Raw genomic sequence first — 12,404 nt, 5'->3', positions numbered from 1 at the left:
CCTCAATAATAAAATGTCAGAATTTGCCGGTTCCAGCTCTGCTGCCTTACAGTTCTGTTTATTTGCACGTTATTTGCTTACAACAGAGCCTGGGTTTCCGCAAAACCAAAACGTATATTCATGCACTGAACAGCTTGCGCCGCTGCACCTTTCAGCAGGTTATCTTCTGTGGCGACAATAATTAAATGCTCGCCCTGCACCGAGAAACCAATATCACAGAAAGGTAACCCCACCACGGCTTTAAGGGCCGGTACACCTTGCTGATATAACCGCACCAAGGGTTTATCCTGATAGGCTTGGCGATATGCTTCAGTAATATCGGATGCCGTGACTCCCGGCTTCAGGCGGCAAGTGATGGTCGCCAAAATACCGCGAGCAAAATTCCCCAAGTGTGGGGTGAAAATCACGGGCGTACCAAGGTGAGAGACAATTTCTGGTTGATGCCGGTGAGTAAACAAACCATAGGGCTGCAAACTCACTTCGCAGAAACTGTTACCCATACTGGCTTTACGCCCAGCACCGCTGACACCACTGACGGCATTAATTACCGGCCACTGCGCATCATTGAGCAAGCCGCCATCAACTAATGGCTTAAGCGCCAGTTGTGAGGCCGTGGGATAACACCCCGGCACCGCAATCAGTTGCGCCTGTTTAATTTCTTCGGCCTGCCATTCAGCCAGCCCATAAACTGCTTTATCCAGCCAGTCGGCGTGCTGATGTTCAAAACCATAATATTGGCGGTAAAACTCGGCATCTTTCACCCGGAATGCGCCGGAGAGATCAAACACCACACAGCCCGCCGCCAAGAATTGCGGAGCTAAATCATGGCTAACTTCATGTGCCGTGGCGAGGAACACCACATCAACACCTTTTGCCGCCAAAGCCACATCCACCAAGGGTTGCAGCGGAAGATCAATAATGCCTTTTAGTTGCGGATGCAGGTCAGAAAGTAATTTTCCTGCATCTGCACTTTGCGCTGAAACCGCTAAAGCGGTTATGTTCATATGTGGGTGACGATTTAGGTAAGCCGTAAGCTCCGCTCCGGCATAGCCACTGGCCCCAACAATCAGCGTATTCAACATGGGTTTAGTTCACCTTCTGACTAAATTGTATTTATGCGTTTAAAGACATAAATACTCAAAACCGTTATCCGGGTTCTCAGCAAGGTTTACTGTTCCCCCACGTGATTGAGCATTGACATTTTCGTAAATCTAAGGGTGTTTTAAGGTTCCCTTACGCTCAAGCTTAATGTATTTTTATTCATAATTACTGCATGAATATTGATACTATCCTAACTAAAGGCTGTCAACAGTGAAGATGAAATTACCTCCATTTATTGAGCTGTATCGGGCGTTAATTGCCACACCATCGATCAGCGCAACCGATAGTGCTCTTGATCAAAGCAATGAGGCGCTAATCAATTTGCTGGCTGAATGGTTTGCCGAGCTAGGTTTTCGGGTCGAGATCCAACCGGTTCCAGAGACGCGCCACAAATTTAACCTGCTGGCCTCTATTGGCGAAGGTCAGGGTGGATTGCTACTGGCCGGCCATACCGACACCGTGCCTTACGATGAAGGCCGCTGGACTCGTGACCCTTTTACTCTGACCGAGCATGACAACAAATTGTATGGTTTGGGTACTGCCGACATGAAAGGCTTCTTTGCCTTTATTCTGGATGCGGTGCGCGATATAGATGCCAGCAAATTAAGTAAGCCGCTGTATATTCTGGCCACTGCTGATGAAGAAACCACAATGGCAGGTGCGCGTTACTTTGCCGCCTCTACCCAATTGCGCCCTGACTTCGCCATCATTGGTGAGCCAACCTCACTGCAACCGGTGCGAGCCCACAAAGGGCATATTTCCAATGCTATTCGCATTACCGGGCAATCTGGCCATTCCAGTGATCCCGCCCGAGGGGTGAATGCCATTGATTTAATGCATGAATCCATTACCCAGTTGATGAAACTGCGCACCGCACTGCAAGAGCGCTACCACAATCCGGCATTTACCATTCCTTATCCGACCATGAACTTCGGTCATATCAATGGTGGTGATGCAGCAAACCGTATCTGTGCTTGTTGTGAATTACATATGGATATCCGCCCATTGCCGGGGCTGACATTAAGTGATTTGGATGAATTGATGACTGAAGCACTGGCACCTGTCAGTGAGCGCTGGCCGGGCCGCCTGAGTATTGACGAGCTGCATCCCCCTATTCCAGGCTATGAATGTCCGACAGATCATCATATGGTTGGGGTTATCGAGAAATTACTGGGCGAGCGCACTGCGGTGGTTAACTACTGCACTGAAGCGCCATTTATTCAGCAAGTCTGCCCAACATTGGTCTTGGGGCCTGGATCTATCAATCAAGCCCATCAGCCGGATGAATTTATCGATATGGCCTTTATCGAGCCAACTCGTGAGCTGATTGGTCAGTTAGTTGACCACTTCTGCCAGCAGAAATAACCCCATTGGGGTAGAGGGATCAAAGTTACCTATTAGCCAGACTGATAACCTGACCTTGGTAATTAAATTTCAGCAATATCCCTAAAAATGATGTTTTTTTGCTAAAAATAGTGTCAATTGGGGTATGGAATTGAACGTGGCGAGTGGAATCACCCATCTCAGCCTTTTGGATGAAATTAATTTACAAAAAGAAACCATAAAAATTTATACCCAAAGTCATTGGCGTTGCAGGTAGGCAGCAAGTGAACGAATCCCGATGAACTGACACTGGTCAGTGATTCTGGTGAGTGAGCACCGCTAACAACTCTGCGGCGTCAAGGGCGAAGGGGATATGGGTCAGGGGTCATATGAACGAACAATATTCCGCAATGCGAAGTAACGTCAGTATGCTCGGCACACTACTCGGAGACACAATCAAGGAAGCGCTAGGCGAGCATATTCTTGATAGGGTAGAAACCATCCGTAAATTATCTAAATCTTCGCGTGCCGGGAATGAAGCCAGCCGTCAGGAATTGCTGACGACGCTGCAAAATCTGTCCAACGACGAACTGCTGCCAGTAGCCCGTGCTTTTAGCCAATTTCTCAATCTGACCAATACAGCAGAGCAATATCACAGCATTTCGCCACATGGCGAAGCCGCAAGTAATCCAGAAGCCCTGGCCCAACTGTTCACCCGCTTAAAAGACAAAAAGCTGAGCGAACAAGATATGCGCAACGCGGTTGATGAGTTATCCATCGAACTGGTATTAACTGCTCATCCGACCGAAATCACCCGCCGTACTTTGATCCATAAACTGGTAGAAGTGAATACCTGCCTGAGCCAGTTGGATCACAATGATTTGGCCGATTACGAACGCAACAAGATCATGCGTCGTTTACGGCAGTTAGTAGCACAATCATGGCATACTGACGAAATTCGTAAAATTCGCCCTTCCCCTATTGATGAAGCAAAATGGGGCTTTGCGGTTGTTGAAAACAGCTTGTGGGAGGGGGTTCCTGCTTTCCTGCGCGAGTTTAACGAACAGCTACAAAATTCTCTTGATTACCGCTTACCGGTAGAAGCCGTGCCAATTCGCTTCACCTCATGGATGGGCGGTGACCGCGACGGTAACCCAAATGTTACCGCAGAAATTACCCGCCACGTGTTGTTACTGAGCCGCTGGAAGGCGACTGATTTGTTCCTGCGCGATATTCAGGTGTTGGTATCCGAGCTGTCAATGTCGGAATGTACACCAGAACTGCGCAAACTGGCTGGCGGCGAAGAGGTGCTCGAGCCTTATCGTGAACTGATGAAGCGCGTGCGCACCCAGTTGACCAACACTCAAACCTATCTGGAAAGCCGCCTGAAAGGCGAGCGCGTGTTGCCGCCAACTGATTTGCTGGTCAGCAATGACCAACTGTGGGATCCGCTCTACGCCTGTTATCAATCACTGAAATCCTGTGGCATGGAAATCATCGCCAACGGCCAATTGCTGGATACCTTGCGCCGCGTGCGCTGTTTTGGTGTGCCATTGGTGCGTATCGATGTGCGCCAGGAAAGTACCCGTCACACCGATGCCATTGCTGAATTGACCCGCTATCTGGGCCTTGGTGACTATGAAAGCTGGTCTGAGGCCGATAAACAAGCCTTCCTGATCCGCGAGCTGAACTCTAAGCGCCCATTGGTGCCACTGAAATGGGAACCGAGCGCCGATACCCAAGAAGTGCTGGAAACCTGCCGGGTCATTGCTGAAGCACCGCAAGGCTCTATCGCCGCGTATGTTATCTCGATGGCCAAAGTGCCATCAGACGTGCTTGCGGTGCATTTGCTGCTAAAAGAAGCCGGTTGCCCATTCACTCTGCCCGTCGCGCCATTGTTCGAAACCCTTGATGATCTAAACAACGCCGACGAAGTAATGACCCAGTTGCTGAGTATTGACTGGTATCGCGGCCTGATCCAAGGCAAGCAAATGGTGATGATTGGTTATTCTGACTCGGCAAAAGATGCCGGCGTGATGGCGGCCTCTTGGGCGCAATATCGTGCGCAAGATGCCTTAATCAAAACCTGTGAGAAAGCCGGTATTTCCCTGACATTGTTCCACGGCCGTGGCGGTTCTATTGGTCGCGGGGGCGCACCTGCTCATGCAGCCCTGCTCTCTCAGCCTCCGGGTAGCCTGAAAGGTGGCTTACGGGTCACCGAACAAGGCGAAATGATCCGCTTTAAATTTGGTTTGCCGGAAGTCACTATCAGCAGTTTGGCGCTGTACGCCGGTGCTATTCTTGAAGCCAATCTATTACCGCCGCCAGAACCGAAGAAAGAATGGATTGAGGTGATGGATTTGCAGTCTGAAGCCTCTTGCGAAATGTATCGTGGTTATGTGCGAGAGAATCCAGAGTTCGTCCCTTACTTCCGGGCCGCCACACCAGAGCTGGAGCTAGGTAAATTGCCATTGGGTTCTCGCCCGGCAAAACGCCGCCCGAACGGCGGAGTAGAGAGCCTGCGTGCCATCCCTTGGATTTTCGCCTGGACACAAAACCGCCTGATGCTGCCCGCCTGGTTGGGTGCCGGTGCAGGTTTGCAGAAAGCTATCGATGCCGGTAAGAAAGACGTCTTAGCCACGATGTGTCGGGACTGGCCGTTCTTCTCTACTCGCATTGGCATGCTGGAAATGGTCTTCGCTAAAGCGGATTTGTGGCTGGCTGAATATTACGATCAGCGCTTGGTGGATAAATCATTGTGGCCGTTAGGTCAGCAATTGCGCGACCAATTAGCCGCTGATATTAAAGTGGTGTTGGCCATTGCCAACGATGACCATTTAATGGCTGATTTGCCGTGGATTGCCGAATCTATCGCATTACGTAATGTGTATACCGACCCATTAAACGTCCTGCAAGCCGAGCTATTACACCGTTCGCGCCAGCAAGAACACCCAGATGCCCGCGTTGAGCAAGCATTGATGGTGACCATTGCCGGTGTTGCGGCAGGGATGCGGAATACAGGTTAGATTTTGGTTTTTCACATGGCGTGAAGGTGAGTGATAGGTTCGGATGTTAGAACCGATTCAATTTATTGTTTCGGTTGTTAAAGTACCGAGTTCACCTCATCTCCGATGAAACAACCGCTAAAGGGTGCGAACACGCACCCTTGTAAAATCCCGCGCTGGCGCGAACTTTTGCCCGGCGGGTATACTTTCTGCGTCTTTCGGGCTTAACGAGCCAGCGCCAGTAAAATAAACATCCATCGCCCTAACTATCAATTATTACCCAATACTTACGGAGGCCACATTATTGTGGCGTCCATAAGTTATCAAAAATAGCTGTTATTTAATTTATAACTCTACTTCTTGCCCTTTACGATGTAAGCGCAAGGAAACCAAGAAGGTGACTAAACACATTGCTGAGACATACCAAAAAAAGCTGCTCTCCATATCAAAAGATTTAAGTGAGAGCGCCACATATTCGGCACTGCCGCCAAAAAGGGCATTGGCTACCGCATAAGATAAACCTACACCTAGCGCTCGAACCTCTGGAGGAAACATTTCTGCTTTCAGTAACCCACCAATAGAAGTATAAAAACTGATGATAATAAGTGCGGTGACAATCAATATAAAGGCAATGTATGGACTGGTAACCCCTTTTAGGGCATATAAAATTGGCACTGTCAGCAACATCGATAACATACCAAAAATAAGCATTGATGTACGCCGACCAATACGGTCAGATAATGCACCAAATAATGGTTGGATTATCATAAAAATAAATAGGGCGGCAGTCATCACCAAACTGGCAGTTTTTACATCCATACCTGCGGTATTAACCAAATATTTTTGCATATAGGTGGTGTAAGTATAAAAGGAAAGAGAGCCCCCCGCAGTGAAGCCCAACACCATCATAAATGCACGGCGGTTCTTCCATAACCCTTTCAAACTACCCGCATCTTTTTTACTGCGCGTTTTTTCATCCGAGGTTTCATTCAGTGAACGGCGTAAATAAAGTGCTACCACAGCCAGTAGAGCGCCTAATACAAATGGAATACGCCATCCCCAACTATGTAATACTTCAGATGACAACGTTTGTTGTAATAAAACCAGTACCAATAGCGCCAATAATTGACCACCGATGAGTGTGACATATTGGAAAGAAGCATAAAAACCTTTACGCCCCTTCACTGCTACTTCACTCATATAAGTTGCACTGGTTCCATATTCCCCACCGACCGATAGTCCCTGGAATAAGCGCGCTACTAATAATAAAATAGGTGCCAAACTACCAATTGAGGCATAGGTAGGTAAGCAGGCAATCATCAGTGAACCGGCACACATCATATAAACCGAAATAAGCATCGAGAGCTTACGGCCATGCTTATCTGCAATATAACCAAATAACCAACCACCAATGGGTCGCATTAAAAAACCCGCAGCAAAAACCCCGGCAGTTTGAATTAATTGTGTTGTAGGATTGTCACTAGGAAAAAAAAGAGGAGCGAAGTAGAGTGCACAGAAAGAATAAACATAGAAATCAAACCATTCAACCAAATTACCCGAAGAAGCACCGACAATAGCCCTAATTCTTTGCCGGGTATCTTCCTTCTCTGTGAGCTGTACTGATTGTGCGGCTATAACTGTACTTTCGACCGATGCGACATCCGTTAATTTTATATCTGTCATATTGATGTATCCGTCCTTTTGTAGATCTCCGATGCCGACATAGCCGCTTCGCTGAGCAGGTGTAGGCTCTGAACGCTCATTCAGGTGTTACCATTTTGTTATATATTGGTAATGGGATGACTTCAATAAAGAGTATGCTTCGCATAATAGTTTCTGTGATAGTAATTCAATAAACATGTAATTTTGGCACTTATTGCGGGCTTGATGGTGATGAAACTCAATCGTGTCTTTGAGGTTACCTAACCATGAATAGCAGCACCCCACAACCTATAGTGGGTAATAATTTCACTGTATTTTCGAATAATCGCCAGGGCTGGCCGTAGGGTAATATTTCGTGCAAGTGCGGGGATTTAATGAGGGGCACGAGCTAGCGCCCCTTTTAAAAACTAAGGCCTCACCCCTAGGGTATGGCAAATTGCATAACTCAATTCAGCGCGATTCAAGGTATAGAAGTGGAAATCTTTCACCCCTTCACGGCTCAGAATTTTCACCATATCCATAGCTACCGACGCACCCACCATTTTACGTGTCTCAGGGTCTTCATCCAGCCCTTCAAAAATCGTGTTCATCCAATGAGGAACCCGAACATTGGTCATGGTAGCAAAGCGCTTAAGCTGCTTAAAATTAGAAACCGGTAAAATACCAGGAACTATCTCCACATCAATACCAGTGGCAACACAGCGATCACGAAAACGCAGGTAGCTCTCAACATCAAAGAAGAACTGAGTGATAGCACGGTTTGCCCCGGCATCAATCTTACGTTTCAGGTTAATCAGGTCTGCCTGTGCACTTTTGGCTTCTGGATGTACTTCTGGATAAGCCGCAACTGAAATATCAAAATCGCCAATATCTTTCAGTAAAGTGACCAAATCCGAGGCATACATTTCCGGCTTGCCACTGTCTGGTGGCAAATCACCACGTAAAGCAACAATATGACGAATACCGCTATTCCAATAATCCGTCGCAATATCACGTAATTGTGCTGGGGAAGCATCAATACAAGTCAGATGCGGCGCGGCTTCAAGACCGGTGCGCTCTTTAATCCCTTTAATGATGCTGTGGGTGCGGTCACGCTCACCAGAGTTAGCGCCATAAGTGACTGAGACAAATTTCGGTTTCAGGGTGCTCAGGCGGTCAATCGAGCTCCACAGGGTGTCTTCCATCTCGCTGGTACGCGGCGGGAAAAACTCAAAAGAAACATTAATCTGGCCTTGCAGCTCTGCCAGACTTTGATTTAGCGCTTCCCGCTGGTTTGCGTGAAAAAAACTCATACCCTGTCACTCCATTACCGATTATTGTCGTTTTGACGACTTATGTTATATGTTACTGCTCATTATGAGCGTCTATACGTTTAGACGTCTAAATAGAAAATGACCGAAGTTAGCTAAAGAGTCAACTTTTAAATAAGTTGATGACGATGATTAATCTTCACAGGCAACATGAAGAAAATTCATGTAGCTCCTGAGCCCTTGAAACCACAGGGGTGTTAGCTGTCATACCCCGTTTTTCGGGGATTAGGGGCGCGGGGAAATTTCGCCTCCCCCGCGCGGGGCCGAAGAGGCGAATAAAGGCAGATTACAACAGTTGAGACAGCCGGTTTAAATCCGACTGAATTGCTCCGGCGGTAACATCACGACCCGCCCCTGGGCCACGAATCACCAATGGATTGTCGCGATACCAACGGCTCTCAATGGCAAAGACGTTGTCACACGGCAGTAATGAGGCCAATGGATGGTCAGCACGTACCGCTTCAACCCCCACCCGCGCCTTGCCATTAGCATCAAAGCGGGCGACGTAACGTAACACCAGACCCATCTCATTGGCGGCTTCTAAGCGCTGAATCATTTGCTGATTCAATGCATCGCCATTTTCAAAGAATTGATCGACTGACCCAGCGGCTGCACCGGCGGGTACCAGTGATTCCACCCGCACTTGGTTTGGTTCAATGTCATAACCGGCTTCACGGGCGAGGATAACCAGCTTGCGCATGACGTCCTGACCGGAGAGATCCACACGAGGATCTGGCTCAGTCAACCCTTGTTGCCAAGCTTGATCCACCAGCTCGGTAAAAGGCACCGTGCCGTCAAATTGCAGGAATAGCCAAGACAAAGTACCGGAGAAAATACCGCTGATCGCCAGAATGCTGTCGCCGCTATCTCGTAGATCTCGCACCGTGTGGTTAACCGGCAAGCCCGCGCCAACAGTGGCGTTATACAGCCAATGACGGCCGGTTTTAGCAAACGCATCACGAATTTGGCGGTAATTATTGCTGCTCGACGCCCCAGCTAATTTATTCGCACTGATGACGTGGAAACCATAGCTGGCGAAATCCAGATATTGCTCCGCGAGTGACTCGCTGGCTGTGACGTCCAGCACCACCAAATCATCAAACGGGTGCGCCCGCATCCATAAAAACAGCGATTCTTCGTCCTGCTCTTTGGCTTCGTCATCATAAAATGCCAGTGTTCGGCTAGCATCCAACCCGTCATAACTCAACAGACTGCGGCGGCTATCCACCACCCCAGCAAGCACAAATTCAAAACCACTGCGGGCCGAAATATTTTTTTGCTCACGGGCAAACAGCTCCAGCCAGCGCGCACCAATATTGCCCTTACCAAACAGCATTAGGCCGATACGTTTTTCGGCGCGGAATAACGACTGGTGCAACCCCTGAATCAGATGTTCAGTCGGGCCAAGACGCAGAACCGCAACCATGCTGATCCCGTCTTCGGCCTGCCAGATAAACTCCACCGGCTGGTCTTTCAGTTGTTGGTAAAAACGGTGGCTATGTAGCGGGTTCTTACTCACCCCCGCGCCCACCAGTGCCACCAGTGCCAGCCCCTCGCGTAAGGATAATTTCCCCGGCAGGGTGGCGTCTTCCAGCACTCTAAGTGCGCTGTTAACCACTTCGGAGGTATAGCAAAGTTGTAATAGGTTGCGATCCGGGTGAATCCCCGTCGCCAGCGGCTTGATTTGCGCGCGTTTGAGAAGTAAATCAATCTCTTTCTGTGCCAGCGAGAAATCGTGGTGGCTGGCAATCTGTAATTCGATTAGGCAAACATCATCATGGCTGGTGACGATTTTGGCACCGGTGCCAGAGGCCAATACGCGCTCAATCCGAGTTGAACCTTGTTCCGGCTGATAACTGCAACGCAGCTGTAAATCAATATCGCTGCCGGAAACCGGCTGCAGGGTGCGGGTATGCAACACCGGGGCCGCCAGACGAGCCAATTCACTGGCTTCATCCAACCGCAACAAGGGCAGCAAGCAAGCATCTTTTACTTTGCGCGGGTCAGCACTGTATACCCCGGCAACATCACTCCAGATGGTAACGCGCTCGACACCTGCCAACGCACCGACTTGTGTCGCTGAATAGTCACTGCCGTTACGCCCTAATAACACGGTTTCGCCAGTATTATTGCGCGAGATAAACCCTGTCACCACCAAACGTTGGTGGGGATGTTGCGCCATTAATTGCTGCAACAGCGGGTAAGAGCGGCCTTCATCAATCTGTGGTTGGGCTGCGCGTTCAGCACGCAGGAAGCTGCGCGCATCAAGCCAGGTGGCATCCATATCCAGCTTATTCAGTACCGCAGCCATCAAGCGAGCTGACCAAATCTCACCATGACCGACGACTTCCGCATAAATGGCATCGTCAATTTTGTTATCCAGCAGACCGGCCAGGCGCTCCAAATCATGGATGAATTCACTGATCAGCGGCTCGGCTATTTCTGGTGGTAATAAACCGCTGATCAGGTCGTGTTGGTAACGACGTAAATTTTGCTGCACTTGATGGGCAGAAAGACGATCACTTTGACTGAGTTTCAACCAGCTAATCAGCTGGTTGGTGGTGCTACCCGCCGCAGACACCACCATAAGATCGCCGGGGTGACTGTAGTTGGCCATAATATTGGCCACCCGCAGGTAACACTTCACATCTGCCAGGCTGCTACCACCAAATTTATGCAGTTGACGGCCAGTGACCGCCGCTGCTAGCGCTGTTGCATTCATGCTTACCTCGTTCCCGCCAACTGGAAAGCATTTTCCAAATCGGCAATCAAATCTTCGCTGTCTTCAATACCCACGGAAATACGCAGCAAGCTATCAGTAATACCTGCGGCAATGCGCGCTTCTGGTGCCATACCGGCATGGGTCATGGTCGCGGCATGAGAAATTAAGCTTTCGACGCCTCCCAAAGATTCTGCCAAGGTAAATAATTCAAGGGCAGAGAGGAAACGGCGCAATACCTGTTCATCGCCATCAAGCTCAAAGCTGAGCATCGCACCAAAACCTGACTGCTGGCGGCAAGCAATTTCGTGGCCGGGATGTTGTGGCAGAGAAGGATGATACAGGGTTTTCACTAAAGGCTGCTGCTGTAAATAACGAACAATTTCATCCGCGTTTCGCTGCTGTTGAGCCATACGAGGCGACAAAGTGCGTAAACCGCGTAATAACAGATAGCTATCAAACGCAGCACCGGTAACGCCGATATTATTCGCCCACCATGCCAGTTCAACTGCCAGGTCAGGATCTTTAGCAATCACCGCACCGGCGACCACATCAGAATGGCCATTCAGATATTTAGTACAGGAATGCACGACCAAATCCGCACCTAAAGACAGCGGCTGCTGCAATGCAGGGCTTAGGAAGGTATTGTCACAAACAGTGAGAGCGCCGACGGCATGCGCGGCTTGACAAATCGCGGCGATATCAACCACACGTAATAGCGGGTTACTTGGGGTTTCAATCAAGACCAGCTTAGGTTTTTCAGCTAATGCCTGGCTCAATGCCACGTCATCACCTTGGTCAACAAATAGTACCCGGTACGCGCCGCGCTTGCTTAGGCTATCAAACAAACGGTAACTGCCACCGTAGCAATCGTGAGGTGCCACCAGCAAATCGCCGGGTTTCAAAAATGTGGTGCAAACCAAATGAATCGCTGACATCCCGCTGCTGGTCATTACCGCACCGGCTCCCCCTTCCAATTCAGCCAATGCCCGCTGCACCACATCACGCGTCGGATTACCGCGACGTGAATAATCATGGGCGCGTGGCTGATTAAAATCGATAAAATTATAGGTACTGGAGAGGTGAATCGGGGGAACGACGCAGCCGTATTGCTCGTCATCGTTTAACCCGCTACGGACTGCTATCGTTGCCTGTTTACGCGTCATATTGATTTCCACCAGCCGGGATCGAGAAAATGTTACGCCAGAGTAGACGCACAAATTACAGACGTCAATACATCTGGACATCTAAACTTCTTTGCGTATAGATTGAGCAATGGAATAA

7 protein-coding genes are annotated in these 12,404 nt (G+C 49.2%); 2 read left to right on the top strand and 5 right to left on the bottom strand.

Annotated features, from left to right (window positions below; genetic code table 11):
• Window positions 1–77: 77 nt before the first annotated feature.
• Entirely contained in the window at window positions 78–1,082 is a 1,005-nt protein-coding gene (gene argC, locus YROHD0001_RS10085) for an N-acetyl-gamma-glutamyl-phosphate reductase (protein WP_004714436.1), read from the bottom strand.
• 235 nt (window positions 1,083–1,317) lie between these two features.
• On the opposite strand from argC, the gene argE reads away from it, so the two are divergent.
• Window positions 1,318–2,466: an acetylornithine deacetylase gene (gene argE / locus YROHD0001_RS10090; protein ID WP_004714435.1), complete on the top strand. Its 1,149-nt coding sequence runs from the start codon at window positions 1,318–1,320 to the stop codon at window positions 2,464–2,466.
• A gap of 347 nt (window positions 2,467–2,813) precedes the next feature.
• Window positions 2,814–5,450: a phosphoenolpyruvate carboxylase gene (gene ppc / locus YROHD0001_RS10095; RefSeq protein WP_004714433.1), complete on the top strand. Its 2,637-nt coding sequence runs from the start codon at window positions 2,814–2,816 to the stop codon at window positions 5,448–5,450.
• A gap of 324 nt (window positions 5,451–5,774) precedes the next feature.
• Here ppc and YROHD0001_RS10100 read toward each other — a convergent pair whose 3' ends face one another.
• From YROHD0001_RS10100 to metB, 4 genes are all read right to left on the bottom strand, one after another.
• Complete coding sequence (locus tag YROHD0001_RS10100; RefSeq protein ID WP_004714432.1) at window positions 5,775–7,112, bottom strand: MFS family transporter; 1,338 nt, start codon at window positions 7,110–7,112, stop codon at window positions 5,775–5,777.
• A gap of 386 nt (window positions 7,113–7,498) precedes the next feature.
• Window positions 7,499–8,383: a methylenetetrahydrofolate reductase gene (gene metF / locus YROHD0001_RS10105; RefSeq protein WP_004714431.1), complete on the bottom strand. Its 885-nt coding sequence runs from the start codon at window positions 8,381–8,383 to the stop codon at window positions 7,499–7,501.
• A gap of 304 nt (window positions 8,384–8,687) precedes the next feature.
• Window positions 8,688–11,123: a bifunctional aspartate kinase/homoserine dehydrogenase II gene (locus YROHD0001_RS10110; protein WP_004714430.1), complete on the bottom strand. Its 2,436-nt coding sequence runs from the start codon at window positions 11,121–11,123 to the stop codon at window positions 8,688–8,690.
• A 2-nt stretch (window positions 11,124–11,125) separates the two neighbouring features.
• Window positions 11,126–12,286 (bottom strand): cystathionine gamma-synthase, encoded by a 1,161-nt coding sequence (metB, locus tag YROHD0001_RS10115; RefSeq protein ID WP_032816717.1) that lies wholly within the window; start codon window positions 12,284–12,286, stop codon window positions 11,126–11,128.
• Window positions 12,287–12,404 lie beyond the last annotated feature (118 nt).

Source organism: Yersinia rohdei ATCC 43380, assembly GCF_000173775.1.
Taxonomy (GTDB): Bacteria; Pseudomonadota; Gammaproteobacteria; order Enterobacterales; family Enterobacteriaceae; genus Yersinia; species Yersinia rohdei.
This window is presented reverse-complemented; position numbering and strand designations above follow the sequence as displayed.

What these genes read in the sequence shown, in the direction of transcription:
- argC (WP_004714436.1), bottom strand. Translation starts at nt 1,082, where the DNA reads ATGTTGAATACGCTGATTGTTGGGGCCAGTGGCTATGCCGGAGCGGAG.
- argE (WP_004714435.1), top strand. Translation starts at nt 1,318, where the DNA reads ATGAAATTACCTCCATTTATTGAGCTGTATCGGGCGTTAATTGCCACA.
- ppc (WP_004714433.1), top strand. Translation starts at nt 2,814, where the DNA reads ATGAACGAACAATATTCCGCAATGCGAAGTAACGTCAGTATGCTCGGC.
- YROHD0001_RS10100 (WP_004714432.1), bottom strand. Translation starts at nt 7,112, where the DNA reads ATGACAGATATAAAATTAACGGATGTCGCATCGGTCGAAAGTACAGTT.
- metF (WP_004714431.1), bottom strand. Translation starts at nt 8,383, where the DNA reads ATGAGTTTTTTTCACGCAAACCAGCGGGAAGCGCTAAATCAAAGTCTG.
- YROHD0001_RS10110 (WP_004714430.1), bottom strand. Translation starts at nt 11,123, where the DNA reads ATGAATGCAACAGCGCTAGCAGCGGCGGTCACTGGCCGTCAACTGCAT.
- metB (WP_032816717.1), bottom strand. Translation starts at nt 12,286, where the DNA reads ATGACGCGTAAACAGGCAACGATAGCAGTCCGTAGCGGGTTAAACGAT.